This window comes from Roseovarius sp. CAU 1744 (genome assembly GCF_039839345.1).
Taxonomy (GTDB): Bacteria; Pseudomonadota; Alphaproteobacteria; order Rhodobacterales; family Rhodobacteraceae; genus Roseovarius.
In genome coordinates, this window is the sequence record NZ_JBDOQV010000006.1 from 1 (window position 1) to 26,824 (window position 26,824).

Consider the following 26,824-nt stretch of genomic DNA (forward strand, 5'->3'; position numbering starts at 1 on the left):
GACCGCGTGATCACCAATCTCGGCGTGCTCGACGTCACCGGGAACGGCCTGAAAATCATCGAACTCGCCCCCGACGTCTCCCGCCAGGACATCATCAACGCAACCGAAGCCAATATCGTTTGACCCCGGATCACCAGCCAAACGCAGGGGCGGTACTTATGGTGCCGCCCTTTTGCTGTTCAGTTGCCGTTCAGTTCGTCGCCAGGTTCAACGCGCAGCCATCACTGACCAGTTCGGGGCGTGTCTTGCACAGCCCCTTTGCCACCTCGAAGGCCGCCAGCACCTTGGGCACATAGTCACGTGTCTCGGCATAGGGCGGCACGCCCGCATGTTTCTTGACCGCGTTTTCGCCGGCGTTATATCCGGCGATGGCCATGATGGCGTCTCCTTTGAATTCGCCCAGAAGCCAGTCAAGATAGGTGACGCCCCCCTTGATATTCTCGGCGGATGACAGGCTGTCCGTGACGCCGAAACGTTTTGCGGTGTCCGGCATCAACTGCATCAGCCCTTGCGCCCCCTTGCCGCTGACTGCGTCGATGCGCCCCCCGGATTCGACCGAGATGATTGCCAGGACCAGCGCCGGCGAGACATCGGTGCCGACGGTCGCGGTCAGGATATTGGCGCCCTGCGCCTGCGCGATCGTCTGCAATGTCTGCAAACGGGGGCCGGTGATACCGCGGCCATTCGGGCCGTCCGACAGGCTGTTCACCGCCTGCAGGAACCGGTCAGCGGCGTTTTCGCCGACATCCGGCGATACCTTGTCCCAGAACCAGCTGTAATCGCCCACAGCCACCGGTGCGGGCGCGGCCGCGGGTGGCGTCTTGACCGCCAGGATCTTCTTCTGCTCTTCCGGGTCGATCTGGACGGTGATGCGCTTGCGCGTGCCCGGCTTGGGCGGGCTTGCCATCTTGAAGGTAAAATCGGGAAATGCGGGCGGATCATTGGCCTGGGACGGCCCGGCAAGGGCAATAATCGCAAGAATTGCCGCGAATCTGGAAATATACATGGTGTGACGCTGCTCGACCCTGTTCTCGTTGGGCCAAGTATCGCAAAAGTCCGGTTTTTCCGCCAGTATTGTCTGTTTTTCAGAAACCACAAAACTGCCCGCACCCGCCGATTCCTGCGCCGCAGATCGTCCATCGGCAGGTTTTTGACTTTTTTAATTGTTTATTTTCAACGTGATAACTGAAACCCCCGCAAAAAAAAGTAGCGGTGCAAAAAAGGAACTATTGCCGCCCAATTCCTGCCTGATTTGGCTGGCTATATCTTTCCCATACCGCAACGGCAGCGAGCCAACAGAGAGAACGGCTCACAGTTTGCTCAAGCGGTTGCGAACCTAACTAGTGATCCTTTGGAGGGACCAAACATGATTAAGTTTTTCAAAAACTTCGCCAAAGACGAAGACGGCGCTGTAACAGTTGACTGGGTCGTTCTGACCGCTGCAGTTGTTGGCCTGGCCGTTGCAGGTGTTGCCAGCGTTCGTACCGGTGTTACCACCCTGGCCAGCAACATCCAGCTCGAAGTTGAGGCCACAACGGTCGGCGCTCCGGCACCGTAAGCACTGCCTGACGCGAAATTTCGAGGGGCCGCAGGTTTCGCAACTGCGGCCCTTTGTATGACAAACATCTGGAAAGAGAACATCTTCATTTTGTGCGTGCACCTGATTTGACTTGAATGCCAGACCATTGTTGCACGCCAGCAAACAGTAGGGACGAGTTCGACATGAGACTTACAACAATCCGTTCATTTCTGAAGAACGAAGACGGCGCGGTGACCGTTGACTGGGTCGTGCTGACAGCCGCCATCGTTGGCCTCAGCGTCGCTGGTGTTGCGTCGATCACAAACGGTATCAACACCGTCGGTACCAATGTCGAATCGGCGCTGGCCAACACGACCGTCGACAACGGCAACACTCCCTGATTTCGCTTCTCGCAGATTTTGTTGATGGCCGCGGACTTGTCTGCGGCCATTTTATTCCAGGCAGCATTTGCCTTCGGTTGCCAACGCTATGAAAAGATCACTGTTCCCTGTCGCGAAACAATCATCACGCCACCAAGATTTCGCCACATTCGAAAGCAATATGTAACCATTGTATGCGTACCTGACCGGTACCGCGAACGAATAGTAACCGTGAAAGGACTTAGCCATGCGAATGGTTTTCGGACTTGTACTGATTGTGGGTCTCGGACTGGCAGGTTTTGCCGTATATATGGCCAAGAGCTATATTCAGGGCTACCAGCAAGAGCTGGCCAATGAACGCGCCCAACGTGCCCCGGCCATCGAGACGGTCGAAGTATACGTTGCCGACAAACCGCTCAAATATGGCGAAGTGCTGCGCAAGGACAGCGTGCGCCTGACGGCATTCCCCAGGACTTCGCTGCCCGAAGGTATCTATGAAACCTACGAGGCGCTGTTCCCCGAGGGAGAGGACGAGCCGCGCACCGTTCTGCGCTCGATGGAAAAGAACGAGGCCGTGCTGGCCGTCAAGGTGACGGGCCCCGGTGAAGATGCCGGGCTGACCTCGCAACTGGAACGCGGCATGCGCGCCTTCGCGATCAAGGTCGATGTCTCCAGCGGCGTGTCCGGCTTCCTGCGTCCGGGTGACCGCGTCGATGTCTACTGGACCGGTCGCGTGAATGGCGACAACACGCGCACCGAAGGAAATTCTCAGGGTGATGTGACCAAGCTGATCGAAACAGCGGTGAAACTGATCGCCGTCGATCAGGTCGCCAATGGCGATACCACCGGTGCAATCATCGCCCGTACCGTAACCGTGGCGGTCAAACCGCAACAGGTTGCCGCGCTGGCCCAGGCGCAGACCACCGGTCGGCTGTCATTGTCGCTGGTCGGTGCTGAAGACGACACCGTGGCCGAAGCGATTGAGGTGGACCAGCGTAGCCTTCTGGGACTGACCCAGGTACCCGTCGCACAAGCCGAAGCACCCGCACCGGTCTGCACGATCAAGACGCGCCGAGGCAGCGAGACCATCGTCTCGCAGATCCCCTGCACCAACTGATCCCCCTGTAAAATCAGGTTCCGACGGGGCGCTGCTGTTGCGGCGCCCCGTTGCATTTTGGAAACTATTGCAGACAAGACACAATAAATGTGGCCCGAAAGTCTTTGATTCTTGAAAAAATTTTCAATCTGCAGCACAGTGACGGCAATCTTGGGCGTTAAGACCCTATAATCGAGGCGTGATCGGAAAGGCAGGTCACATGAAAATTCATGATCTCTTCAAAGCTGCCCTTTTGGGGCTGGCAGTGGCCGTGGGGCCGTTTGCCATCTCTGTGCAGGCAGAAAACATCAAGGTGGTGCGCAAGGGTGCCACGCGCGACCTGAACGTCGCGATGAACCGCGCGGTCGTTGTCGAAAGCGACACACCCTTCGCCGAACTCAGCATCGCCAACCCGTCGATCGCTGATTTCTCCACCCTCTCAGACAGCACGATCTACGTGCTTGGCAAGACACCGGGGCGCACGACCCTGACGCTGCTGGATGCAACCGGGCGGCTGATCACCAATGTCGACGTGCATGTGACGCCGGACGTTTCCGAATTCAAGGAACGCCTGCGTCAGATCATCCCGAATGAGAAGATCGAGGTTCGCTCGGCCAATGACGGCATCGTGCTGTCGGGCAGCGTATCCAGCACGGCCCGCATGACGCGGGCGCTTGAACTGGCAGAACGGTATGCGCCCGAGCGGGTATCGAACCTGATGGTCGTATCGGGCCAGCAACAGGTGATGCTCAAGGTGCGCTTCGCCGAGATGCAGCGCAGCATTTCGAAATCGCTCAGCTCGTCGCTGGGTCTGAATTACCTGGGCAATGATGTCGTCGTCGGATCCGAGACAGGCAACTTCCTGGTCGGTGGTAACAGCGTCACCAATCCCGTCTTTACGGTCGGCGAAGGGACCGAAGGCTTCCTGTCTGTCGGTCTCGACCTCGGCGACACGGAACTTTCAATCGTTCTGGAAGCGCTTGAAAACAAGGGCGTTGTAAGAACCCTGGCTGAACCCAACCTAACAGCCCTGTCGGGTCAGGAAGCCAAGTTCCTTGCCGGTGGTGAATTCCCGATCCCGGTCAACCAGGACGAAGACACGATCACGATCGACTTCAAACCCTTCGGTGTCGAGCTGAACTTCGTGCCGCGGGTTGTCGATGACGGTATCATCAACCTGGAAATGGCCGCGGCGGTCTCTTCGATCGACACCACCAACAGTATCGTCCTTGACGGGCTGCAGCTTCCGGCGTTCCGCCGCCGCGATGCCTCGACCACCGTGTCGATGCGCGACGGTCAGAGCTTTGCCATCGCGGGCCTGCTTCAGGACGACTTCCGCGACAGCAACGCGCAGGTACCGTGGCTTGGCGATGTGCCGGTTCTGGGCGCCCTGTTCCGCAGCGCCGATTACCAGCGCGCGCAGACCGAACTGGTCATCATTATCACTGCGCATCTGGTATCCCCGACGCGTGGCGAGGCCTTTGCCCTGCCCACCGACCGGGTCAAACTGCCGACCGAGAAGGATCTGTTCCTGAACGGCCGTGTCGCGAAAGAGGTCAGAAGAGGCACGCCCGCTGGTGAAGTCGCCAAGCAGGATTTCACCGGCTCTTACGGCTATGTGATGGAATAATGGAAAGGCAGGGGCACATGAAACATCTTCTTCTCGCAACTGCAGGGCTTCTTGCACTGGGCGCCTGTTCACAGCAGGGCCAGGTCTACAAGTCCTACTTCTCCGAAGCCGGTTCGGTCATTGACGGCGGCAGCTTCGGCAACGCCAACATGCAGAACCACCTGGTGATGACCGGCCAGCAGACCTATGTCGAAAACCTGTCCAACCGGTTCTCGAACGAGGTGCTGAGCACCGTCAACTTCGCCTTCAACTCATCGCAGTTGGACGCGGCGGCGCAAACCACCCTGCGTGAACAGGCGAAATGGATCCGCCAGTTCCCCGAGGTGCGCTTCAAGGTCTACGGCCATACCGATGCGGTGGGCTCGAACGCCTATAACAAGCGCCTCGGTCTGCGCCGGGCGAACGCGGTGGTCAACTACCTGGCGTCGCAGGGCGTCAGCCGCAAGCGCCTGGAAGCGGTCGTTTCCTTCGGTGAGACACAGCCGCTGATCGTGACCCAGGGCCGCGAACGCCGCAACCGCCGGACCGTGACAGACGTTTCCGGGTTCGTGGCCTCGCATCCGATCGTGATGGACGGCAAATACGCCGAAGTCGTGTACCGGGAATATGTGGAAAGCGCAGAGCCGAAAACGCAGCTGTCGACTGTCAGCGAAGGCGAATCAGTGGTCGAGTCGGAATAACCGGCCGCCGCACCGAAATCTCCCTGCCCGGCTTGGTCCGGGCCACCTGAAAAGCCCGCCCCAAGGCGGGTTTTTTTTGTCTCTCGATAACGCACAATTACGATCTTTTGGCCCAAATGTTGCCCAGATTTTAAGTCACTCTCCTTACAACGCTTAGTGCGTTCCCCGTGGAGAGGGGGCCGCTGTGCAAGGCGAGACGGTGAACAGATGATGGACAGCCCACCGGTTACATGCCGCATAGCGCCTACAGGAATAGGACTTTTGGTACGATGACGAGCAGCGCAATAAAGAATCCAGATCCCAGCCCTATCGTTGCATGCACGATCAGCAGGGATGTTCAGAATTTCGATTTGCTGATTGAAGACATGGAGGCCGTCCTGGGGGAATCCTGGGGCGATCTCGGCTTTTCCGAGGCATTGGCGTTTTTCAATCAACCCGAAGCGGAAGCATTGGAGTTTGTTGCGATCGCCGTGGATGAAACCGACGAAGAAGACCTGGTGATGCTGGGTGAGGTCATCTCGCTGGCCAAAGCACGGAAAATCAAGGTTATTCTGATCGCCGAAGATGTCAGCCCCGCGGCGCTGCACCAGCTTTTGCGTCAGGGCGCGGACGAGTTTGTGCCCTACCCGCTTCCCGAAAATGAACTTCAGGCCGCCATCGAACGCCTGCAGAAGCCCGACCCGGCGCCGCAGCCGGGGCATACGCCGTTCAATGATTCGACGCCCGACAGCGACGGTGTCGTGCTGGCCACCCACGGTATGGCGGGCGGCACCGGCTCGACCACTTTGGCGGTCAACCTTGCCTGGGAACTGGCGACCGTTTCCAAGACGGATGCACCGCGGGTCTGCCTGATCGACCTGGATCTGCAATTCGGCTCGGTCTCGACCTACCTGGACCTGCCGCGGCGCGAAGCGGTCTACGAGATCTGGACCGACACCGAATCAATGGACGAGGACATTCTGAAACAGGCCCTCGTAACATTTGACGAAAAAATGTGGGTCTTGACCTCTCCTCCCGACATGCTGCCCCTGGACATGATCACACCCGAAGATGTGAACCGCGTGATCGAACTGGCCCGCAGCAAGTTCGACTATGTCATCATCGACATGCCCTCGACCCTGGTGCAGTGGACCGAAACGGTGCTGACATCGTCGCAGATCTATTTCGCCACGCTGGAACTGGACATGCGTTCGGCCCAGAATGTGCTGCGCCTCAAGCGCGCCCTGAAGGCCGAGGAACTGCCGCTGGAGAAGCTGCGGTTCTGCATCAACCGGGCGCCCAAATTCACCGACCTGAACGGCAAGTCACGCGTCAAGCGCATGGCCGAGAGCCTTGAGATCGGGATCGAGGTGCATCTGCCCGATGGCGGTCGGCCCGTTGGCCAAAGCGCCGATCACGGCCTCCCGTTGTCATCGTCGGCGGCGAAGAACCCGCTGCGCAAAGAGATCGCAAAACTGGCTGCCTCGCTTCACGAATTGGGAAAAAGCGAAGCCGAAGCCGCGTAAAAAGGTAGAGACGAATGTTTTCACGGTACAAGAAACCCTCGGCGGGTGCCGCCAAACCGGCAAACAAGCCGGCGGACGAGACGAAACCAGAAGTAGAAACCCAACCGGTCGAGCAGGGGCAGGCCAGCTCGCTGCGCCGTCCCGTGCCGGTTACGCCCGCCAAGGCCGTCCCCCAGGACAAGGAACGCAAGCGCAAGGAGAGAATGGCGGAGATCAAGCTGGATCTGCACCGTTCCCTCCTGGACAATCTGAACCTCTCGGCGCTCGATACCGCGACGGAATCCGATCTGCGCGCCGAAATCAGCGCCATCGCCGGCGAAGTCCTCGAAGAGCAGAGCATCGTTCTCAACCGCGAAGACCGCGCAACCCTGACGCAAGAGCTCTATGACGAGGTTCGCGGCCTTGGCCCGTTGGAGACGTTGCTGAAAGACGACACCGTGAACGATATTCTGGTCAATGGCCCGCAGCAGATATTCGTGGAGCGCGCCGGCAAGCTGGAACTGAGCGACATCACCTTCAAGGATGAAAAGCACCTGCTCAGGATCATCGACAAGATCGTGTCGGCCGTGGGACGGCGGGTGGACGAATCCAACCCCTATGTCGACGCCCGTCTGCAGGATGGTTCGCGTTTCAACGCGATGGTCCCGCCGATTGCGGTGGATGGCAGCCTGGTCTCGATCCGTAAGTTCAAGAAGGACAAGCTGGGCATTGACGACCTCGTGAAATTTGGCGCGTTTTCCGAAGAGATGGCCGCCTACCTCCAGGCCGCGGTGGCGACACGGCTGAACGTGATCGTCTCGGGCGGTACGGGTTCGGGTAAGACGACCACGCTGAACGCGCTGTCCAGTTTCATCGACAATTCCGAACGCATCCTGACGATCGAGGATACGGCGGAACTTCAGCTGCAGCAGACCCATGTGGGCCGGATGGAAAGCCGCCCGCCCAACGTCGAAGGCAAGGGCGAGGTTTCGCCCCGCGACTGCCTGAAGAACGCCCTGCGGATGCGCCCGGACCGGATCATCGTGGGTGAGACCCGCGGCGAAGAGGTGATCGACATGCTGCAGGCCATGAATACCGGCCACGACGGCTCGATGACCACGATCCACGCCAACAACCCGCGCGACGGAATCAGCCGTCTGGAAAACATGGTCGCCATGGCGGGGATCGAGATGCCGCTCAAGGCGGTGCGGTCTCAGATCTCCTCGGCCGTGAACCTGATCGTGCAGGCCAGCCGGCTTCAGGACGGGTCGCGGCGGATGGTCTCGATCACCGAAATCACCGGGATGGAGGGTGACGTGATCTCGATGCAGGAGATCTTCCGCTTCCAACGTGTCGGCCTGACCGCGGACAACAAGATTATCGGCCACTTCACCGGCACCGGTGTGCGGTCGAACTTCACCGAGCGTTTCCGGCTGTGGGGCTACGATCTGCCGCCCAGCATTTTCGAACCCATCGCCGCGGAGTAAGCGTCATGACCATCAGTGCAGAACCGATTATCTACGGCCTTATTTTCATAGGCGTTCTTGTCCTTGTCGAAGGCCTTTACCTGACCGTTTTCGGGCGCTCGATCAGCCTGAACAGCCGGGTCAACCGCCGCCTGGACATGCTGGATAAATCCGGCAACCGCGAAGAGGTGATGGAAACTCTCCGCAAGGAGATGCAGCAGCACCTCAAGGCGCGCAAGATCCCGCTCTATTCGATATTGTCGACCAAGGCACAGAAGGCCGCGATCGCCTTTTCACCGAAACAGCTGATCATGCTGATGATCGGCCTCAGCGTTCTGGCGTTCCTGGGCCTGTCGGTCGGTACGTCGACCTCGTTGCCGGTGCGCGGTCTGGTCTCTGCCGTGATGGGGGTCGGCGGCGTGTTCACCTGGATCAACATGAAGGCTGGCAAACGCATGGCAATGCTCGAAGAGCAGTTGCCGGACGCGATCGAACTGATGGTGCGCTCGCTCAAGGTCGGCCATCCTTTTACCTCGGCAATCCAGATCGTCGCAAGCGAGGTTGCCGATCCGCTGGGAACCGAATTCGGGGTGCTGTCGGACGAAGCTGCCTATGGCCGCGACATCGGCGAGGCGCTCAAGGACATGGCCGAGCGTCTGGACATGCAGGATATGCGCTTTCTTGCGGTTGCCGTGACGATCCAGCAGCAATCCGGTGGTAACCTGGCCGAGATTCTGGCCGGCCTGGCAAAGGTGATCCGCGCCCGTTTCCGTCTGTTCCGCCGGGTCAAGGCGATCACCGCCGAGGCGAAATGGTCCGGCAAGTTCCTGTCGGGCTTCCCCATCCTGGCGCTGATCGGCATTCAGCTGTTGGAACCGAATTATTATGATGAAGCGATGGAGCACCCGTGGTTCATCCCTGCGGCACTGATCGTGGGCACTTTTCTGATACTGAACCTGATCGTCATGCGCGCGCTTGTGAACATCAAGGTCTGAAAAAGGAATAAGTCATGAAATCTACGGCTCAGATCATTGATGTCCTGACGGACACGCTGGGGCCCTTCGGGCCGCTGATCGCGGTCGGCACGCTGGGCGTGCTGATGATCCTGATAACCATTCCCCTGATGCTGAAGGAGCGTCAGGACCCGCTGGAGAAACTGAAGAAGGCGTCGCGCTCGGGCGTTGTCGAAGAGGCTGAGAAAAAGAAGCGGCTGCGCACCGGGTCGCGGAACGAAAAGCTGGACAAATACGCCAGTTTCCTTGAGCCGCAGGATGCCAAGGCGTTTTCGCAGATCAAGCTGACATTGACGCAGGCCGGTTACCGCCACCGCGACGCAGTACGTTTTTTCCACTTTGCGCAGATGGCCCTGGGCATCGGGTTCCTTATCATCGGCGTTCTCTTCTACATGCTGTTCGTCGCTGGCGCAGAATCCACCACCCAGCAGATGCTGCTGTACATTCTTGGGCCTGGCGGCCTGGGCTACATGCTGCCCAAATATTGGGTCACCAAACGACAGCAGAAGCGCCAGGAAGAGATCACGGACGGTTTCCCGGATTCGCTTGACATGATGCTGGTGTGTATCGAGGCGGGGCAGTCCATGGACCAGTCGATCATCCGGGTCGCCAACGAGATCCGGGCGTCCTACCCGGCCCTGTCGGAGGAATATGAAATCGTCTCGCACCAGATCAAGGCCGGCCGTGACAAACCTTCGGTTCTCAACGAAATGGCCGAGCGGTGCGGGGTGCAGGACATCTCGAGCTTTGTGACCGTCCTCGTGCAGTCGCAGACATTCGGTACCTCCGTCGCGGACGCGCTGCGCGTCTATGCCAGCGAAATGCGTGACAAACGTGTCATGCGCGCCGAAGAAAAGGCCAACAAGCTTCCCACCAAGATGACATTGGCCACGATGATGCTTACAGTTCCCCCACTGCTGATCATCCTGGTTGGCCCGTCCGTTCTGGGCATCATGAAACTGTTCGCCATGGGCGCGAGCAACTAACGAGGTCACATGAAGCACGCGGGGGCGTTTCTGGTACTGTCACTCGCCCTGGCTGGATGCAGCCAGGGCCCTATTTCTGAAAACCCGTATGCGCCGGGGCTGCAAAAAAACGGCGCGGCCGTGGATGGCCTTGTTGTCGGGCACCGGCTGATGGCGGCCGGCGAATATGATCTGGCTCTCGACGCCTTCTCCCGCGCAGCTCTGACACACGGCTTGAACGCAGATGTGCTGGCCGGCCTTGGCACCGCCAACTTGGGACTTGGCCGTCTTGGACAGGCAGAGGATCTGCTGCGAAGAGCTCTCAAGCTTGAGGGCAATTCCCCGGAAATATGGAACAATCTGGGGGTCGTGCTGATCGAACAGGGCAAGAATGCCGAAGCAGAGCAGTTTTTTCGCCGCGCCTATGCGCTGGACAATGGCGAAAGTGACTCAATTCGTGATAATTTGCGCTTAGCACTCGCAAAATTGGAAAATTCTGATTATGGTGAGGCACGAGAACAAGAATACAAAGTGGTACGGCGTGGCAGCGGCGAGTTCGTGATACGCAAGATACCATGATCGAGGCAGAGGCAGTAAAAGGACGCAAAGATGCGCCATCCCATATTCCTTACTTTGTGCGTGACAGGCGCAATTGCGCTGTCAGCCTGTGACAAGAAATCCACCCAGGATGTCGACAGGGCGTTTCAGGACGTTAACGTCATCGACGAAAGCAACCTGAACGACGTGATGCTCACATCCGCCGACCCGAACGAAGGGGTTTCATATTTCCAACGCGCCGCAGCGGCCAATCCCGACCGGATCGACCTGCAACGTGGCCTGGGCAAATCGCTGGTGCGCGCCAATCGCAACACAGAGGCGGTTTCAGCCTGGAAAAAGGTCGTTTCTCACGAGAAGGCCACCGACGATGACCGCGTCGATCTGGCCGATGCGCTGATCCGCAACAATGATTGGGACGAGGCCGACACGCTTCTGGATGCGATCCCGCCCACATACGAGACGTTCAAACGCTACCGGCTCGAGGCGATGATCGCCGACAGCAACGAGGAATGGGAGAAGGCCGACAGTTTCTATGAAATCGCCGTTGGCCTGACGACCCGCCCCGCCGGTGTTATGAATAACTGGGGGTATTCGAAGCTGACCCGGGGCGATTTCTCGGCCGCGGAAAGCCTGTTTTCGGATGCCATCCGGCAGGACCGTTCGCTCTTTACCGCCAAGAACAACCTGATCCTGGCGCGCGGGGCGCAGGGAAAATACTCGCTTCCCGTGATCGAAACCACGCAAGTGGAGCGTGCTCAGTTGCTTTATACGCTTGGCCTATCCGCCGTGAAACGCGGTGATACGACCATCGGCAAAGGCCTGCTGCGCGATGCGATCGACACCCATCCGCAGCATTTCGAAGCCGCGGTTCGCAGCCTGCGCGCGCTTGAAGACAACGTCGTGAACTGATCGGGCGGGCGATCGCTGATGGCCCTGGAAATCACCTCGACCGAGGCCTTGTGGTTCCTGCCATTTGTCCTGCCGATCTGCGTGTGGGTCGCTTGGACTGACCTGAGCCTGATGCTGATCCGCAACAAGGCCGTCGTGACGCTGGTTGCGGTTTTCCTTGTCGTCGGGCTGATTGCCCTGCCGCTGCCGGAATATCCGTGGCGGCTGGTAACGATGTTCATCGTCCTGCTGATCGGGATTGCCATCAACGCGGCCGGACTGGCCGGCGCCGGCGATGCCAAGTTCATTGCCGCCGCCGCGCCGTTCATTGACCCGGGCGATGCCGTCATCCTGTGCATGCTGTTCGCGGCAAACCTAGTGGCGGCTGTCACAGCGCACCGGATCGCCAAAAATACCGGCCTGCGCAACCTTGCGCCGAATTGGGAAAGCTGGTCACGCCCTGAGAAATTTCCGATGGGTTTTTCTCTGGGCGGCACATTGGCGATCTACTTGATTTTGGGCGTAATGTACGGCCAATAAAGAACTTTTTCAGATCTGGTCAAATCAAGGGGCTGCAAATTAGCCCGCCGCTGCCGCATCATCTCCACAATTTCTGCACCTTTCGCCTGCATATTTACCGCGTGCCTGCGTGCGTTGCGCGGGCCTGAGACTTTTGTAATCAAGTGCGGGCCAAAACCGATGAACATGCAAGTGACCCCGGGTGTGCAACCACCGCCCCCTCCTGTCAGCCTCGATGATATGCGGCTGCCCATCGTCATGATGCGCGATATCCTGATCAAGACGATGTTCCGCAAGAACATTGATCTGGTATCCGAACTGGCCACCGCGATCTGCCTGCCGCGCGCGGTAACGCAGGAACTGGTGGATCAGGCCCGCAGCCAGAAACTGCTGGAGGCGACCGGCACGCTGAACGCCAATAGTGGCGGCGAAATGGGATATCAGCTGACCGATGCCGGTAAGGCCCGTGCGCTGGACGCTTTGGCCCAGTCGGAATATTTCGGCGCCATGCCCGTGCCGCTGCAGGTCTATCGCGAACAGGTCAAGCGCCAGTCGATCCGCAATATCCAGATCACCCGCGATCAGCTGACCGGCGCAATGGGCCACCTGGTGCTGCCCGACAGCCTGCTGGACCATCTTGGCCCGGCGGTCAGCGCGGGCCGCTCGATCCTGATGTACGGACCGCCGGGCAACGGTAAATCCAGTATTTCCAACGGCATCCGCGACGCGATGGGCGACAAGATCTATGTCCCCCGCGCCATCGAATACTCGGGCCAGGTGATCACCGTCTATGACCCGATCGTGCATTCCAAGGCCGAGCAGGAGGTGGATGACCCGAACTCCCTGCGGCGCAAGCGCACCTTTGACGCGCGCTATGTCAAATGCGAACGCCCCACCGTGATCACCGGCGGTGAGCTGAGCCTGTCGATGCTGGATCTGGTCTATAACCCGACCGCCAGAACCTACCAGGCCCCGCTGCAGCTGAAATCGACCGGCGGCATCTTCATCGTGGACGACCTTGGCCGTCAGGCCGAACCGCCGCAGGCGCTGGTCAACCGCTGGATCGTGCCGCTGGAGGAATCAAAGGACATCCTTGCCCTGCAATCGGGTGAGAAATTCGAGGTGCCGTTCGACACGCTGGTCATCTTCTCAACCAACTTCCACCCGAACGAGATCTTCGACAACGCGGCCCTGCGCCGGATCTTCTTCAAGATCAAGATCGACGGGCCGGATCAGGCGGATTTCCTGAAGATCTTCGCCATGGTCGCGAAAAAGCGCAAGATGCCGCTGGACGAAGCCGCCCTCGTGCATCTGCTCAAGGTGAAATACCCGACGATCGAGAACATCTATGCGAACTACCAGCCGATCTTCCTGATCGACCAGATGATCTCGATCTGTGAATTCGAGGGCATCCCCTATCAGATGACCCCCGATCTGATTGACCGGGCCTGGGCGAACATGTTCGTCAAACAGGAAGCGATCGCCCACTAAAGCCGCTTTCCTTCGACATGCCGGCACCCTAACCTGCCGGCATGTCCGCCCTTCCACCGCTTTTTCGTGATTGGTTCGCCAGCCGTGGCTGGTCAGCGCATCCGCATCAACATGAGATGCTGGCGCGGGCTGATGATCCGGCACTGTTGCTGATTGCCCCGACCGGCGGCGGCAAGACACTGGCCGGTTTCCTGCCGACGCTGACCGAGCTTGCCGATGGTGGTCACGAGGGTCTGCACACGCTCTATATCTCGCCGCTCAAGGCCTTGGCAGCCGACATCAAGCGCAACCTGCGCACGCCGGTCGATGAAATGTCCTTGCCGATACGGATCGAGGACCGCACCGGCGATACCTCGGCCACGGTCAGGAAACGCCAGCGCGCCGACCCGCCGCACATCCTGCTGACAACTCCTGAAAGCCTCGCGTTGCTGACATCCTACGAGGACGCGCCGCGCATGTTTGCGGGCCTCAAACGCGTGGTGGTCGATGAAATCCATGCGCTGACGGATTCGAAGCGCGGCGATCAGCTGATGCTGGCCCTCACGCGGCTGCAGGCATTCTGCCCCGGGCTCCGGCGCGTGGGGCTTTCTGCCACGGTAGAAGACCCCGAGGCCATCGCCGCCTACCTGGCCCGCCACCCGGACCCGTGCCGCATCCTGATGGCCGATCCCGGCCCCGACCCCGACATCGCAATGCTGGAAACAACCGACCCACCCCCCTGGGCCGGGGGTGGTGGCGCCTATGCCATCCCGGCGGTCATCGAACAGATCCACCGGCACAACACAACGCTGATCTTTCACAACACCCGCGCACAGGCAGAAATTTTCTTTCATAATCTGTGGCTTGCAAATGCCGAAGGCCTGCCCATCGGCATCCACCACGGCAGCCTGGACCGCCAGCAGCGCGAACGGGTCGAAGCGGCCATGCAGCGGGGTGAACTGCGTGCCATTGTCTGTACCGGCAGCCTTGATCTGGGCATCGACTGGGGCGACGTGGACCTTGTGATCCAGGTCGGCGCCCCCAAGAATGTCAAGCGGCTGGTTCAGCGTATCGGTCGTGCCAATCACCGCTACAACGCCCCATCGAAGGCGCTGTTGGTACCCGCCAACCGGTTCGAAGTGGTGGAATGTCTCGCCGCGCTCGACGCGGTCAGGGAACATGACCTGGATGGCACTCCGCGCGGTCCGGGGCCGCGCGATGTGCTGTGCCAGCATATACTGATCCGCGCCTGTGCCGGTCCGTTCGACGCGACGGAACTTTACGCCCAGATAGCCACCGCCGGCGCCTATGCAGCGCTGACACCCGCCGAGTTCGACGATTGCCTGACCTTCTGCGCCACCGGCGGTTACGCCCTCAGGGCCTATGAACAATGGCAGCGCCTGTTACAGCGCCCTGACGGCCTCTGGCAGCTGCGCGACCCCCGCGCGGCGCAGCTTATCCGCATGAATATCGGCACGATCCAGGACAGTGACAAACTGAAGGTACGCCTGAGGCGCACCCGCGGCGGCAAACCCCTGGGGGAGGTCGAGGAAGGTTTTGCCGCCTCGCTGACCCCCGGTGACACGTTCCTGATCGGCGGCCGGATCGTACGCTACGAGGGCCTGCGCGACATGACCGTCGAGGTCAGCCGCGACCGCGGGCGCAAACCGAAGGTGGCGGTTTTCTCCGGCACCAAGTTCGCCACCTCCACCCAGCTCAGTCACCGTATCCTGCGGCTGTTCGATCAGCAAAGCTGGCCGGAACTGCCCGACCACACCGCCGATTGGCTCATGCTGCAGCGCCGGATGTCGCAGCTACCGCAGGAAGGGCGGCTGCTGATCGAAAGCTTCCCGCATGACGGGCGCGAACACGCCTGCATCTACGGCTTTGCCGGGCGCAATGCGCAACAGACGCTGGGGCTGATCCTGACCAAACGGATGGAGGAACTGGGCCTGGATCCGCTGGGATTTGTCTCGACCGACTATGCAACGCTGATCTGGGGGCTGAAACCGCTGACCGATGCCGGCCCGCTGTTCACGCGCGATGCGCTGCGCGAGGGGCTGGAAAGCTGGCTGACCGGCAACACCTTGATGAAACGCACGTTCCGCGCCTCCGCCACCATCGCCGGGCTGATCACGCGCAACACGCCGCAGGCTCGCAAATCCGGGCGACAGGCGACGTTCTCTTCGGACATCCTCTATGACACGCTGGTCAAATACGACCCCGATCACCTGCTGTTGCAGATCACCCGCGAAGAGGCGATGCGTGGCCTGATAGATTTCGGCCGGATCGAAGAGATGATCGCCCGCATCGAAGGCCGGATCGACCTGAACCGCCTGCCCCGCGTGACCCCGCTGGCCGCGCCTCTGTTTCTCGAAGTCGGGCGCACGCCGGTCGACGGTGCCGCGCAAGAAAGGCTGCTGCAGGAAGAGACCGACCGTTTGATGCGGGCGGCCGGGTTGTCAAACTAGCCCTTGTCAACGACCCCGGCGCGCGGCACAAGAACGTATCATGAACGGATACGATTTCACCTTCGCCGGCACCACGCTGACGGCACTGGGTTCGGGCGCGCTCTACTGGGCGGCGCAAGACCTGCTTTGCGTGTCCGACCTGCACCTGGGAAAGTCTGAACGCCGCGCAAGACTGGGCGGCCCGCCATTGCCGCCTTATGAAAGCCGTGACACCCTCTCTCGGCTGGAATCGGACCTGCGCGCGACGGGTGCAGGCACCGTCATCTGCCTTGGCGACAGCTTCGATGACCGCGCCGCGGCGGAGGCATTGCCAGAAGCCGAAAAGCTCTGGATCGCATCGTTGCAGGCCGGCCGCAGATGGGTCTGGATCGAAGGCAATCATGATCCCGGCCCCGTCGATCTGGGCGGCACTCACCTGGCCGAATTCGCAAGAGATCCGCTGACGTTCCGGCATATCGCGAATACCAGGGAAAAGAACGAAATATCAGGGCATTACCACCCCAAGGTCACCATTCCCACCGGCGGTCGCCGTATCACCCGTGCTGCCTTTCTGATCGACGATCACCGGGTCGTCCTGCCCGCATATGGTACCTATACAGGCGGCTTGCGCAGCAATGACACTGCGGTGCAGACCCTGATGCGCCCCGGCGCGCTGGCGGTGCTGACAGGATCAGCCCCCTGCCCCGTCCCGCTACCGCGCACAGCGACCTAGATCAGCCCGGCCTGCTTGACATTGACGCGGTACTTGCGGCTGACGGGGATGCGATCCCCGTTGGCGAGCACGACGAACAGCTTGTAGGAATTCTCCTTCTCAACCGTGTCGATCGCCTCATGGGCAACCCAATGCGAACGGTGCACACAGTATCCGTATACGGGTTCCATTTCGGCCACCGCATCGGCCAGCCGCATCCGCAACGTGACCTCACCATTGGCAGTTACCACCTTCACCATATGGTCATTCGCGCTAAGCCGCAGCACGCGGCCGCGCTTGTCCACGGACAGACGTCGCATTAGCCGTGGCGGTCGCGCGCCCCCGCGCACCGAGCTTCCCCAGGCGTGGCCACGTTCGGCCAGAAAGCCATAGCTTCGATCTTCGATACCGGGCATCACCCGCCGCCCCGCGACGATGATCGCAGCGCATAACATCACGTAGGCCGCAAATACCGGTACCGGCTCGACCTCGCCCGTCGGCAGGAAGTACCACGTCATCAGCCAGACCACCGGCCCGAAAACAAAGGCCGTAAGCACAACAAAGGTCGCATCCAGCAACAGCGGATGTTTCTTTCCGATCAATGACAGGCTGATCGCCCTGATCGTGTAACCGGTCACGATCGAGGCGCTCACCAGCAAGGTCCAATAAAGCCCACGATCGGGCCAGTCCATGCTGAAATATGTGCCGAAAGGCCCGGCAATCGTGCCGATCAGGATCGACGTCACCCAAATAAACAAGGTTAGCGGGGAAAAGAATGTCCGAAAGGTTTCCCGGAAGTTATGGCTTATTCTTGAACCCAAACGCATTCGCTATGCACATTCACCTCTTTAACGTGTATAAACGTACACCATTCCCGTCAACCAACTATTCACACGGGCTGTTCGCCCTCCTAGTATCGGCCGGATATAGCGACGTACAGAATGGGAAATATCCCGAAAATGTCCCCCGACAAGGCCAAACAGATTCGCAGCAGCTTTTCCGCACAATCGTTGATGGCGACACTCGGCGCGGAAATTGCTTTGCTAGAGCGCGGCACAGTCGAAATCCGTGCGCCAATACTTCCCGGCAGCCGGCAACAGCATGGGATCGCCCATGCCGGCCTGACCTTCAGCATCGGTGACAGCGCCGCCGGCTATGCCGCTTTGTCCACCATGCCCGACGGGTATGAGGTGCTGACCACGGAGATGAAGATCAACCTTCTTGCGCCTGCAAAGGGCGACTACCTAATCGCGCGTGGCCGGGTGATCAAACCCGGGCGGCGGCTGGTGATCGTGCAAGCCGATGTCTTTGCTGTCGAAACCGACGAGGAAACCCATGTCGCCCTGCTGACCGGCACGATGATGCCCATGGCGCCGGCGTAAAAAACCCCCAGAGATGCTCCGGGGGTCTATAGGTTTATCGTAGACGGTCTTGCACTGGTCAGGCGGTCAGACCCTCAGGCTCTGACAGGCCATTGGCCCGGCAACAGGCAGTCACCGTGTTCGCCAGCAGGCAGGCGATGGTCATCGGGCCCACGCCGCCCGGTACCGGCGTGATCGCCCCGGCAACCTCCTTGGCGCTGTCGAAATCGACATCGCCCACCAGGATATTCTTGCCGTCCCGTTCGATCCGGTTGATGCCCACATCGATCACCGTGGCGCCCGGCTTGATCCAGTCCCCCGGCACCATTTCAGGGCGGCCGACGGCTGCGACGACAATATCGGCACCGCGGACCACATCGGCCAGATCCTTGGTGCGACTGTGGGCAATGGTCACGGTGCAGCTGTCACCCAGCAGCAGTTGGGCCATCGGCTTGCCGACAATGTTCGACCGTCCCACCACAACCGCATTCAGCCCGCTCAGCGATCCATGATGGTCACGCAGCATCATCAGGCTGCCCAGCGGCGTGCAGGGCACCATTGATTTCTGCCCGGTCCCCAACAGGCCCACATTCGAGATATGAAACCCGTCCACATCCTTTTCCGGGTTGATCGAGTTGATCACCAGATCCTCGTTCAGATGCTTGGGCAGCGGCAGCTGCACCAGAATGCCATGCACCGACGGGTCGTTGTTCAACTGATCGACCAGTGCCAGCAGGTCGGCCTCGGACGTATCCGCGTCAAGCTTGTGCTCGAACGAGTTCATCCCGGCCTCGATGGTCTGCTTGCCCTTGGACCGCACATAGACCTGGCTGGCGGGATCTTCGCCCACCAGCACCACCGCCAGGCCCGGCGTGATGCCGTTTTCCTCTTTCAGGCGCGTCACATGGCCTGCCACTTTTTCGCGTACGGTGGCGGCAAAGGCCTTGCCGTCAATAATCTGCGCCGTCATTCCATCGTCCTCTTGCTGTCACGTAGTTGCGGGAGGGCGGGCGGGGCGATGGGCCCTGTGGGCCCGAGCGTCGCCCCGCCCTCCCGATCAGAACAGGCCTTCGATCTGGCCACCGTCATTCAGGCGGATATTCTCGGCGGCCGGGGTGCGCGGCAGGCCCGGCATGGTCATGATCTCACCACAGACCACCACGACGAATCCCGCACCGGCACTCAGGCGCACCTCGCGGACCGGCACTGAATGGCCGGTCGGCGCGCCGCGCAGGTTCGGATCGGTCGAGAAACTGTACTGCGTCTTGGCCATGCAGATCGGCAGATTGCCGTATCCCTGCTCTTCCCACAGCTTCAGCTGATCGCGGATCTTCTTGTCGGCCAGCACCTCGTCAGCGCGGTAGATCGACTTGGCGATCCGGTTGATCTTGTCCCACAACGACATCTCGTCGCCATAGATCGGGGCAAACTGGCTGGCACCGCTGTCGGCAACCTCGGCCACGCGCTTGGCCAGCGCCTCCGAACCTTCGCTGCCCAGTTCCCAATGGCGGCTGACAATCGCTTCCGAGCCCTGGCTCTTGGCGTATTCCTGCACCGCCGCAACCTCGGCATCGGTATCGGTGACGAAATGGTTCACCGCGACAACAACCGGCACGCCAAAGGATTTCAGGTTGCCGATGTGACGGCCCAGGTTGGCGCAGCCGGCCTTTACCGCCTCCACATTCTCGTCTCCCAGATCGGCCTTGGCCACGCCGCCATTCATCTTCATTGCCCGCACGGTTGCCACCAGCACCACGCAATCGGGCGCCAGGCCGGCCTTGCGGCACTTGATGTTCATGAACTTCTCAGCGCCCAGATCGGCCCCGAAACCGGCCTCTGTCACCACGTAATCGGCAATTTTCAGCGCTGTTGTCGTCGCCGTGACCGAGTTGCAGCCATGCGCGATATTGGCGAAGGGACCACCATGCACGAAGGCCGGGTTGTTTTCCAGCGTCTGCACCAGGTTGGGCTGCATGGCATCTTTCAAGAGCACGGTCATCGCGCCCTCGGCCTTGATATCGCGGCAGAAGACCGGGCTGCGGTCGCGCCGGTATGCCACGATCATGTCACCCAGACGTTTTTCCAGGTCCTCCAGGTCCTTGGCCAGGCAGAGGATCGCCATCACCTCCGACGCCACCGTGATGTCAAACCCACCTTCGCGGGGGAAGCCGTTGGCGACGCCGCCCAGGCTCACGTTGATCTGGCGCAGCGCCCGGTCGTTCATGTCCACCACCCGGCGCCATTGCACCCGGCGCACATCGATTTCCAACTCGTTGCCCCAGTAGATATGGTTGTCGATCATCGCGCTCAGCAGCGAATGCGCGCTGGTGATCGCGTGGAAATCGCCGGTGAAATGCAGGTTCATGTCCTCCATCGGCACGACCTGCGCATAGCCGCCCCCGGCTGCGCCGCCCTTCATGCCGAAGTTCGGGCCAAGTGACGCCTCGCGGATACAGATCATCGCCTTCTTGCCGATCCGGTTCAGCCCGTCGCCCAGGCCCACCGTGGTCGTGGTCTTGCCCTCACCCGCCGGCGTCGGGTTGATCGCCGTCACCAGGATCAGCTTGCCGGATTTATTGCCCTGGACCGAGTTGATGTAATCCTGGCTCACCTTCGCCTTGTCATGGCCATAAGGAAGCAGGTGTTCGGTGGGTATTCCCAGCTTGTCACCAATTTCCTGGATCGGCTTCTTCTTCGCTTCACGGGCGATTTCGATGTCGGATTTATAGCTCATGTTTGGTCCTCGTTTGGGCAACCGGGCTGGAATGTCAGCCCGGGTTTACCGAGTCTTCCATCGTATACAGAACGCAAATCCGACATATACCGCATCTGTTGCGGCGGAAAGCCGGGGAAAAGTTTCTTTTCGGAAACTCGGCGGCCCTGAATTTACAGGCCTAAATCGGCCTGCCCCGCCTCTTTCACACTTTCCCCGAAATGCGACCAGACCCGCTGATCGGGGATGTGCAGCCGCAACGTCTCACCCACCCGCAGGGGCCCTTCCCGTTCAACCCAGGCTGTCACGCCACGGCGCCCCTTGGCGGCGGGTTTGAACGCCTTGCCATGCCCCGGCCGGTCCTTCTCGATCTCCTTCGCCGGGTAGATACATGCCCGGTTCTGCATGTCGATCACCAACGTTGTGCCATCCGCGTTCTGCAACCGGGACGAGGGCGGCACATGGCTGAAATCCGGGATCCCCTCGATCACCATCGATGCCCCCAGCCATTCGGGTTGCAGATGCGGCAGCCCGATCTCGGCGGCGATTACCGCCATCTCCTCGGCCGAGACGATCGAGAACTGCCGCACATTGCGGATCTCGGTGCCTTCGGGATGCTGATCGCGCACCCGCACACAGGAGCGGCGGGTCAGGCCGCCATGCACCTCCCCCGTGGCCCCGGCATAGGTCGTCTCAACCGCCTGCAGCGGGACCGAGCGGATACCCTCCCCGCCCGGCTCGACCCGGCCCAGCCAGGTGATCGTTGCGCTGAAACCGGTTGGCAATAGGGCGGGCATTGCTGGCATCTCCTGATGGTCGGACCAGGCCACTGTCAATGCGCTGCGCCTTTGCGTCAACTCAGAATTTGTGACACCGGCCGCACCGCACCTGATGCCCCTGTCTTCACCTTTCCTGAAATACTCCGGGGTTTGGGGCAGCGCCCCAAGGCCTGCGCGGCCCGAGCGCAAAACGCATCCGGGCACGCGAAGCGACCGCAACTCGAAAACAGTTGCAAGGCGGCTCAGACGGTCAGGGTAAAGAACATCCGGCGAAACGGGAACAGGACCGAGCCGTCCTTGCGGATCGGATAGGCCGCGTGCATGACTTCCTCGTAGCGCGAAATGATGTCGGCCTTTTCTTCGGCGTTCAACGCCTCGAGCACCGGGCGCGCATAGGTGCTCTCGGTGAAGCGGCGCACAGGGTGGCTCCCCTCTTCGGCGCCAAGGCGTTGAAAGTACTCGGTTTCCCACAATCTGAACTGCCCCATCTGGGCCAGCAACTCTTCGTATTTCACCGGCGCCATCACGCCAGGTGTGCCCATTTTTTCGACCCGGTCAGGATACATTTCCTCGGCCAAGGACAGCCAGACGCGATGCGAGGGCGACTTGTTCTGATGCGGCATCTGCACCGCCAGGGTGCCGCCCTTGCCCAGCATCCGCGCCAGTCGGGGCAACAGTTGTTCGTGATTGCCGACCCAATGCAGCGCGGCATTGGAAAAGATCAGCCCCGGCGCCGACCGCGGGTGCCAGTCGCGAATATCCGCCTGCTGGACGCTGCTGTAACCCTTGGATTGCCGCGCCTTGGTCAGCATCGCCGGCGAGGCATCGACGCCGATCACCTTCCGGCCCGCCGCGCGGGCGGACAGCGCCTCGCCCAGGGCGCCATTGCCACACCCGAGGTCAATCACGTCGCCCGCGCCCATCCGGCCCACGGCGTTCAGCAGATCCAGCCCTGGCCGCAGCCGCAGATCGTGAAACCGGGCATAGGCGCCCGGGTTCCAGTCAGATGATCGGGCAGCGCCACTCACGTCGACGGCTCAGGCTCCAGCCCGCCATCGCCGCGGCGCGGTTTGGGCTTGGTCTTGGGAATGGCCGTGACCGACGGTGCCGTGCCGTCCTCGGGCGCATCGCCGTCATCATCGGCTTCGGGCGGCTCACCCTTGATCACACGCTGGATCTGCTCACCGGTCAGGGTCTCGTATTCCAGCAGGCCCTTGGCCAGACGTTCCCATTCTTCCTTCTTGTCGGTCAGGATCTTGAAGGCGCGTTCATAAGCTTCGTCGATCAGGCGCTTGACCTCATCCTCGATCAGCTGCTTGGTCGCCGCTGAGATCGAGAAGCCGCCGGCGGCATTGCCCATATAGCCCTCGTGCGCCTGCTCGTAATCGACATTGCCGACCTTGTCGGACATGCCCCACCGCAGCACCATGGCGCGGGCCAGACCACTGGCCTGCTGAATGTCGCCCGCCGGGCCGTTCGACACGTCGTCGGGTCCGTACTTGATGATTTCCGCGGCCTTCCCGGCCATGGTCATCGCCAGCTTCTCTTCGCATTCGGACTTGTGCCAGTTCAGCCGGTCGATCTCGGGCAGGCTGACCACCATACCCAGCGCGCCGCCGCGCGGGATGATCGTGGCCTTGTAGACCGGATCGCATTTCGGCAGTTCCAGCCCCACGATCGCGTGCCCGGCCTCGTGATAGGCGGTCTTTTCCTTCTGCTCGTCGGTCAGCACCATGGACCGACGCTCGGCCCCCATCATCACCTTGTCCTTGGCGTTCTCGAAATCGTCCATGGTGACGAAACGCCGGCCAACGCGGGCAGCGGTCAGCGCCGCCTCATTCACCAGGTTGGCCAGGTCGGCGCCCGAGAAACCGGGTGTGCCGCGGGCGATGATCCGCAGGTCCACATCCGGGCCCAGCGGGGTCTTGCGGGCGTGCACGGCCAGGATCTTCTCGCGGCCCTTGATATCGGGGTTGGGCACCGTGACCTGGCGGTCGAAGCGGCCCGGACGCAACAGCGCCGGGTCCAGAACATCCTTGCGGTTGGTCGCGGCGATGATGATCACGCCTTCATTCGCCTCGAACCCGTCCATTTCCACCAGCAGCTGGTTCAGCGTCTGCTCGCGCTCGTCGTTACCGCCGCCATAGCCCGCGCCGCGGTGCCGGCCCACGGCGTCGATCTCATCGATAAAGACGATACAGGGCGCGTTCTTCTTGGCCTGTTCGAACATGTCGCGCACGCGGCTGGCGCCGACGCCCACGAACATTTCGACGAAATCCGAGCCCGAGATGGTGAAGAACGGCACGCCCGCCTCACCGGCGATGGCCCGCGCCAGCAGCGTCTTACCGGTACCCGGAGGGCCCACCAGCAGCGCGCCCTTGGGAATCTGGCCGCCAAGACGGCTGAATTTCTGCGGATGGCGCAGGAATTCGACGATCTCCTGCAGTTCTTCCTTGGCCTCGTCGATGCCGGCGACGTCATCAAAGGTGACACGGCCCTGCTTCTCGGTCAGCATCTTGGCCTTGGACTTGCCAAACCCCATCGCGCCGCCCTTGCCGCCGCCCTGCATCCGGTTCATGAAATAGATCCAGACGCCGATCAGCAGCGCGAAGGGCAACAGCGACAGCAAGAAGGTCTGGAATCCCGACTGTTCCTGGCTTTCGGCCGAAACCGGGATGCCTTTCTCGATCAGGAGCTGCGTGACCTCGGCATCCTGCGGCTTGACGGTGATATATTCCTTGCCATCGGAGTCGCGGAAACGGACAGTTTCTCCATCCAGCGTCACCTGGCTGACATTGCCGCCCTCCAGCGCGGCGATGAACTCGGAATATTTCATCGACTTGCTCTGCAGCGTGTTGCCCGACCCGCTGAACAGGTTGAACAGCGCCAGGATCAGCAGGAACAAGACAAGCCAAAAGGCGATATTTCTCGCGTTGCCCAAGGAAACTCTCCTATGAAATCGGTCAGACCCGGTTCTAGCACAGGGCCTGCCTGTCTTAAATAGAGATCATCGCGCCATCTTCAACGACAAACTATAGCCGATCAATGCGATAACAATGAGGCAAAAAAGTCTTCTTCGTCGCGCAGCAGTTCGGCCTGCCAGCCCTTGCCGAAGGATACTGTCGGCGCCGCGATCAGTTTGTCGCCCTGCCAGACCGCGGGTGCTGCATGCTGCGAGGCCTCGGGCAGGCCACTGCTGCGCCAGTCCGGGCATTGCCGCAATCCGTCGGGCCCAAGCGCGCCGATTTCGAGGCCGGAGCCGTTGACCACACCGGTCAGTTGCCAGCGCCCATCCCATATTTCCCCGACCGGCAGGCGCAGCCCGGCGACGGCATTGTATTCCCGCACCACCCGTAGCTGGCTGGGCTCGACCAGAACGCGACACCCCTGCAGGGTCATCCCAGTACCGCCACGGATCGATTCCATCAGCAGGTCGATCGCGCGCCCGCGCGGCACGTATTCCGCATTGCCGATCCAGGCCAGGATCGACTGCAGCAGCCGTCTCTTGACCTCGTTCTGCAATGTCCGGAATTCCTTGCGCGCAATCAGTATGTCGCCGGATTGAAACGCCACCATGTCGCGCGCAGCCAGGAAAACATACCAATAGAGCGTCTTGCGGACCTCTCCCATGTGGTGCGCCACCGTCGAAAGCGTGCTTGCCGTGATCCCCAGCGGTGCCAGTTCCGCCAGCTGCTTGCGGGCGCGGACGCGTTCATAGGCGGTGTCGGAATTTGTCGGATCGTCGATCCACCGCACATCCCTGGCGCGCAGCGTGTCGCGCAGCTCTTTGCGGGTAGTGCGCAGGGCCGGCCGGCAAAACGTAATGCGCCCGTGCTGCCGGGCCGCGGACATGGCGGAAAGCCCGTCGACACCCGCCTCGCGCGCCAGCCGCATCAGGAAGGTCTCTGCCTGGTCGTCCGCGGTGTGCCCCAGCGCGACATGAGAGATCCCGCGCGCCTCGGCCCAGTCCGCCATCAGCCGGTAACGCGCCCGCCGCGCCTGATCGGGCAGGTTGCCGCGGCCATCCCATCCCGTCCATCTGAGGCTGTCATGCGGGATGCCCAGACGTTCTGCGTAGGCGGCCACCATGCGCGCTTCGTCGGCGGATTCGGGGCGCAACCCGTGATCGACCGTCACCGCCCGCAGCCGTGGACCGCCATCGCTTGACCAGTCGTGCAACAGGTACATCAGCGCCATCGAATCGCTGCCGCCAGAGACCGCGATTCCCAGCTCCTCGGGCGCGCGCGGCAGGAAGTGCCCGGCGATCCGGTCCCGCAGCAGCGCGATTCGGCCGGAGTTCACTGGCAGCCCAGTTGCGACATCTTTGCTTGTGCCTGCCCGGCGGCGGCATCCTGCGGGAACCGCACCCCCACCTCGCCCAGCGTGATGCAGGCCTGATCGGACTGGCCCAGCTGTCCCAGGATATTCCCGACACGATAGAGCGCCTCGGCAGCCACCGGTCCGGTTTCGTTGGAACTGAAAAGATCAAGATAGGCGCGCCCGGCCTCTTTCAGATCGCCGGATTTCTCAAGCGCCTCGCCGCGCAAAAGCCCTGCCCTGTCGGTCAGTGGACCGCCCGGATAGGCCTGCTGAAACGCCGCGAACTTGGCGGCCGCCTCGGCAAAGTTGCCCGCTGTCATCGCTGCTTCGGCGGCCTCGAAATCGGCTTTCTCGCCCACTGCCAGTTCTGGGCCGGCTTCCACCGGTTCGACGCCCGCGTCGGTCCCGGTATTCGTCGCCGGCGCCACCCCGCCCAGGGTGCTGCCGGTTTCCAATGTCGAGATATCGCAGCCGCTTTCCAGTTCGCACAGCCGGAATTCCAGATCGCCGATACGGTTGGTGCCGTCGCTCACAACCCGGTCGATGCGAAATTCAAGCTGTTCGGTCTTGGAGGTCAGGCGCTGCAATTCGGCCTCGATCGCGCCCAGCCGGTCCAGGGCCGATCCGCCAACAGACACGTCGCCGCTGGCGCCGGTTGTGCTCAGCTCACGCTTAAGCCGCTGAATCTCAACGTAAAGGATCGAGAGCTCCTGGCGGATGTCCGCCAGTGTCTCCTCATTCTGCGCCCACCCCCCGGCGGGGAAAACGACGGCCACCAAGGCCAGCACAGCAACAAATCGGCGCATGGGGGATCCTCCGCG

The 26,824-nt window shown here is 61.1% G+C and carries 25 protein-coding genes and 1 pseudogene; 17 read left to right on the forward strand and 9 right to left on the reverse strand.

Features of this window, described 5'->3' with window-relative positions; translation table 11 throughout:
- Positions 1 to 123, forward strand: a pseudogene (locus AAFO92_RS12790) (succinyl-CoA--3-ketoacid-CoA transferase); the annotation flags it as partial.
- A 67-nt stretch (positions 124 to 190) separates the two neighbouring features.
- Here AAFO92_RS12790 and AAFO92_RS12795 read toward each other — a convergent pair.
- Positions 191 to 1,006 carry a lytic transglycosylase domain-containing protein gene (locus tag AAFO92_RS12795; protein WP_347535700.1) on the reverse strand — a complete coding sequence of 272 codons (816 nt, stop codon included), beginning with the start codon at positions 1,004 to 1,006 and terminating at the stop codon, positions 191 to 193.
- Between the two features lie 360 nt (positions 1,007 to 1,366).
- On the opposite strand from AAFO92_RS12795, the gene AAFO92_RS12800 reads away from it, so the two are divergent.
- The 15 genes from AAFO92_RS12800 (at position 1,367) to pdeM (ending at position 16,851) form a co-directional block, all read left to right on the forward strand.
- Complete coding sequence (locus tag AAFO92_RS12800) at positions 1,367 to 1,558, forward strand: hypothetical protein (RefSeq protein ID WP_347535702.1); 192 nt, start codon at positions 1,367 to 1,369, stop codon at positions 1,556 to 1,558.
- Positions 1,559 to 1,722: 164 nt separating this feature from the next.
- Complete coding sequence (locus tag AAFO92_RS12805) at positions 1,723 to 1,920, forward strand: hypothetical protein (RefSeq protein WP_347535704.1); 198 nt, start codon at positions 1,723 to 1,725, stop codon at positions 1,918 to 1,920.
- Positions 1,921 to 2,146: 226 nt separating this feature from the next.
- Entirely contained in the window at positions 2,147 to 3,016 is an 870-nt protein-coding gene (gene cpaB / locus AAFO92_RS12810) for a Flp pilus assembly protein CpaB (protein WP_347535706.1), read from the forward strand.
- 199 nt (positions 3,017 to 3,215) lie between these two features.
- Positions 3,216 to 4,625: a type II and III secretion system protein family protein gene (locus AAFO92_RS12815; RefSeq protein ID WP_347535708.1), complete on the forward strand. Its 1,410-nt coding sequence runs from the start codon at positions 3,216 to 3,218 to the stop codon at positions 4,623 to 4,625.
- A 17-nt stretch (positions 4,626 to 4,642) separates the two neighbouring features.
- The gene (locus tag AAFO92_RS12820) at positions 4,643 to 5,305 is read left to right on the forward strand and encodes an OmpA family protein (protein WP_347535710.1); all 663 of its coding nucleotides are present in this window, start codon (positions 4,643 to 4,645) and stop codon (positions 5,303 to 5,305) included.
- A gap of 269 nt (positions 5,306 to 5,574) precedes the next feature.
- Complete coding sequence (locus AAFO92_RS12825) at positions 5,575 to 6,810, forward strand: AAA family ATPase (RefSeq protein WP_347535712.1); 1,236 nt, start codon at positions 5,575 to 5,577, stop codon at positions 6,808 to 6,810.
- A 14-nt stretch (positions 6,811 to 6,824) separates the two neighbouring features.
- On the forward strand, positions 6,825 to 8,276 hold the full coding sequence (locus AAFO92_RS12830) for an ATPase, T2SS/T4P/T4SS family (protein WP_347535714.1): 1,452 nt from the start codon (positions 6,825 to 6,827) through the stop codon (positions 8,274 to 8,276).
- A gap of 5 nt (positions 8,277 to 8,281) precedes the next feature.
- The gene (locus AAFO92_RS12835) at positions 8,282 to 9,250 is read left to right on the forward strand and encodes a type II secretion system F family protein (protein ID WP_347535716.1); all 969 of its coding nucleotides are present in this window, start codon (positions 8,282 to 8,284) and stop codon (positions 9,248 to 9,250) included.
- Positions 9,251 to 9,264: 14 nt separating this feature from the next.
- On the forward strand, positions 9,265 to 10,254 hold the full coding sequence (locus tag AAFO92_RS12840; protein ID WP_347535717.1) for a type II secretion system F family protein: 990 nt from the start codon (positions 9,265 to 9,267) through the stop codon (positions 10,252 to 10,254).
- Between the two features lie 9 nt (positions 10,255 to 10,263).
- A complete protein-coding gene (locus AAFO92_RS12845) occupies positions 10,264 to 10,812 on the forward strand; it encodes a tetratricopeptide repeat protein (protein WP_347535718.1) in 549 nt (182 codons plus the stop codon).
- Between the two features lie 30 nt (positions 10,813 to 10,842).
- Positions 10,843 to 11,700, forward strand: a complete 858-nt coding sequence (locus AAFO92_RS12850) for a tetratricopeptide repeat protein (RefSeq protein WP_347535720.1) — start codon at positions 10,843 to 10,845, stop codon at positions 11,698 to 11,700.
- Between the two features lie 18 nt (positions 11,701 to 11,718).
- Entirely contained in the window at positions 11,719 to 12,219 is a 501-nt protein-coding gene (locus AAFO92_RS12855; RefSeq protein ID WP_347535722.1) for a prepilin peptidase, read from the forward strand.
- Between the two features lie 159 nt (positions 12,220 to 12,378).
- Positions 12,379 to 13,689 (forward strand): ATPase, encoded by a 1,311-nt coding sequence (locus tag AAFO92_RS12860; RefSeq protein WP_347535724.1) that lies wholly within the window; start codon positions 12,379 to 12,381, stop codon positions 13,687 to 13,689.
- Between the two features lie 41 nt (positions 13,690 to 13,730).
- Positions 13,731 to 16,139, forward strand: coding sequence for a ligase-associated DNA damage response DEXH box helicase (locus tag AAFO92_RS12865; RefSeq protein ID WP_347535725.1), 2,409 nt, complete (start codon positions 13,731 to 13,733; stop codon positions 16,137 to 16,139).
- A gap of 40 nt (positions 16,140 to 16,179) precedes the next feature.
- Complete coding sequence (pdeM, locus tag AAFO92_RS12870; RefSeq protein ID WP_347535727.1) at positions 16,180 to 16,851, forward strand: ligase-associated DNA damage response endonuclease PdeM; 672 nt, start codon at positions 16,180 to 16,182, stop codon at positions 16,849 to 16,851.
- Here pdeM and AAFO92_RS12875 read toward each other — a convergent pair.
- Complete coding sequence (locus tag AAFO92_RS12875; RefSeq protein WP_347535729.1) at positions 16,848 to 17,576, reverse strand: LytTR family DNA-binding domain-containing protein; 729 nt, start codon at positions 17,574 to 17,576, stop codon at positions 16,848 to 16,850. The two genes, pdeM and AAFO92_RS12875, sit on opposite strands and share 4 nt — an antisense overlap.
- A 213-nt stretch (positions 17,577 to 17,789) precedes the next feature.
- On the opposite strand from AAFO92_RS12875, the gene AAFO92_RS12880 reads away from it, so the two are divergent.
- Positions 17,790 to 18,212, forward strand: a complete 423-nt coding sequence (locus AAFO92_RS12880; protein WP_347535731.1) for a PaaI family thioesterase — start codon at positions 17,790 to 17,792, stop codon at positions 18,210 to 18,212.
- Positions 18,213 to 18,270: 58 nt separating this feature from the next.
- Here the strand turns inward: AAFO92_RS12880 and folD are convergent, their stop codons facing one another.
- The 7 genes from folD to ybgF form a co-directional block, all read right to left on the reverse strand.
- Complete coding sequence (gene folD, locus AAFO92_RS12885) at positions 18,271 to 19,161, reverse strand: bifunctional methylenetetrahydrofolate dehydrogenase/methenyltetrahydrofolate cyclohydrolase FolD (RefSeq protein WP_347535733.1); 891 nt, start codon at positions 19,159 to 19,161, stop codon at positions 18,271 to 18,273.
- 87 nt (positions 19,162 to 19,248) lie between these two features.
- Positions 19,249 to 20,925: a formate--tetrahydrofolate ligase gene (locus AAFO92_RS12890; protein WP_347535735.1), complete on the reverse strand. Its 1,677-nt coding sequence runs from the start codon at positions 20,923 to 20,925 to the stop codon at positions 19,249 to 19,251.
- Positions 20,926 to 21,077: 152 nt separating this feature from the next.
- Positions 21,078 to 21,701, reverse strand: a complete 624-nt coding sequence (locus AAFO92_RS12895; protein WP_347535737.1) for a sulfurase — start codon at positions 21,699 to 21,701, stop codon at positions 21,078 to 21,080.
- 224 nt (positions 21,702 to 21,925) lie between these two features.
- The gene (locus AAFO92_RS12900) at positions 21,926 to 22,645 is read right to left on the reverse strand and encodes a methyltransferase domain-containing protein (protein ID WP_347536373.1); all 720 of its coding nucleotides are present in this window, start codon (positions 22,643 to 22,645) and stop codon (positions 21,926 to 21,928) included.
- 62 nt (positions 22,646 to 22,707) lie between these two features.
- Positions 22,708 to 24,624: an ATP-dependent zinc metalloprotease FtsH gene (ftsH, locus tag AAFO92_RS12905; protein WP_347535739.1), complete on the reverse strand. Its 1,917-nt coding sequence runs from the start codon at positions 24,622 to 24,624 to the stop codon at positions 22,708 to 22,710.
- A 101-nt stretch (positions 24,625 to 24,725) separates the two neighbouring features.
- Positions 24,726 to 25,985 carry a tRNA lysidine(34) synthetase TilS gene (gene tilS / locus AAFO92_RS12910; RefSeq protein ID WP_347535741.1) on the reverse strand — a complete coding sequence of 420 codons (1,260 nt, stop codon included), beginning with the start codon at positions 25,983 to 25,985 and terminating at the stop codon, positions 24,726 to 24,728.
- Positions 25,982 to 26,809 carry a tol-pal system protein YbgF gene (gene ybgF, locus AAFO92_RS12915; RefSeq protein ID WP_347535743.1) on the reverse strand — a complete coding sequence of 276 codons (828 nt, stop codon included), beginning with the start codon at positions 26,807 to 26,809 and terminating at the stop codon, positions 25,982 to 25,984. Before ybgF ends, tilS begins: the two co-directional genes overlap by 4 nt.
- Positions 26,810 to 26,824 lie beyond the last annotated feature (15 nt).

Bases quoted from the DNA above. Each gene is read 5' to 3' on its own strand.
- AAFO92_RS12795 (WP_347535700.1), bottom strand. From the start codon at position 1,006: ATGTATATTTCCAGATTCGCGGCAATTCTTGCGATTATTGCCCTTGCC.
- AAFO92_RS12800 (WP_347535702.1), top strand. From the start codon at position 1,367: ATGATTAAGTTTTTCAAAAACTTCGCCAAAGACGAAGACGGCGCTGTA.
- AAFO92_RS12805 (WP_347535704.1), top strand. From the start codon at position 1,723: ATGAGACTTACAACAATCCGTTCATTTCTGAAGAACGAAGACGGCGCG.
- cpaB (WP_347535706.1), top strand. From the start codon at position 2,147: ATGCGAATGGTTTTCGGACTTGTACTGATTGTGGGTCTCGGACTGGCA.
- AAFO92_RS12815 (WP_347535708.1), top strand. From the start codon at position 3,216: ATGAAAATTCATGATCTCTTCAAAGCTGCCCTTTTGGGGCTGGCAGTG.
- AAFO92_RS12820 (WP_347535710.1), top strand. From the start codon at position 4,643: ATGAAACATCTTCTTCTCGCAACTGCAGGGCTTCTTGCACTGGGCGCC.
- AAFO92_RS12825 (WP_347535712.1), top strand. From the start codon at position 5,575: ATGACGAGCAGCGCAATAAAGAATCCAGATCCCAGCCCTATCGTTGCA.
- AAFO92_RS12830 (WP_347535714.1), top strand. From the start codon at position 6,825: ATGTTTTCACGGTACAAGAAACCCTCGGCGGGTGCCGCCAAACCGGCA.
- AAFO92_RS12835 (WP_347535716.1), top strand. From the start codon at position 8,282: ATGACCATCAGTGCAGAACCGATTATCTACGGCCTTATTTTCATAGGC.
- AAFO92_RS12840 (WP_347535717.1), top strand. From the start codon at position 9,265: ATGAAATCTACGGCTCAGATCATTGATGTCCTGACGGACACGCTGGGG.
- AAFO92_RS12845 (WP_347535718.1), top strand. From the start codon at position 10,264: ATGAAGCACGCGGGGGCGTTTCTGGTACTGTCACTCGCCCTGGCTGGA.
- AAFO92_RS12850 (WP_347535720.1), top strand. From the start codon at position 10,843: ATGCGCCATCCCATATTCCTTACTTTGTGCGTGACAGGCGCAATTGCG.
- AAFO92_RS12855 (WP_347535722.1), top strand. From the start codon at position 11,719: ATGGCCCTGGAAATCACCTCGACCGAGGCCTTGTGGTTCCTGCCATTT.
- AAFO92_RS12860 (WP_347535724.1), top strand. From the start codon at position 12,379: ATGAACATGCAAGTGACCCCGGGTGTGCAACCACCGCCCCCTCCTGTC.
- AAFO92_RS12865 (WP_347535725.1), top strand. From the start codon at position 13,731: ATGTCCGCCCTTCCACCGCTTTTTCGTGATTGGTTCGCCAGCCGTGGC.
- pdeM (WP_347535727.1), top strand. From the start codon at position 16,180: ATGAACGGATACGATTTCACCTTCGCCGGCACCACGCTGACGGCACTG.
- AAFO92_RS12880 (WP_347535731.1), top strand. From the start codon at position 17,790: ATGTCCCCCGACAAGGCCAAACAGATTCGCAGCAGCTTTTCCGCACAA.
- folD (WP_347535733.1), bottom strand. From the start codon at position 19,161: ATGACGGCGCAGATTATTGACGGCAAGGCCTTTGCCGCCACCGTACGC.
- AAFO92_RS12890 (WP_347535735.1), bottom strand. From the start codon at position 20,925: ATGAGCTATAAATCCGACATCGAAATCGCCCGTGAAGCGAAGAAGAAG.
- AAFO92_RS12895 (WP_347535737.1), bottom strand. From the start codon at position 21,701: ATGCCCGCCCTATTGCCAACCGGTTTCAGCGCAACGATCACCTGGCTG.
- ybgF (WP_347535743.1), bottom strand. From the start codon at position 26,809: ATGCGCCGATTTGTTGCTGTGCTGGCCTTGGTGGCCGTCGTTTTCCCC.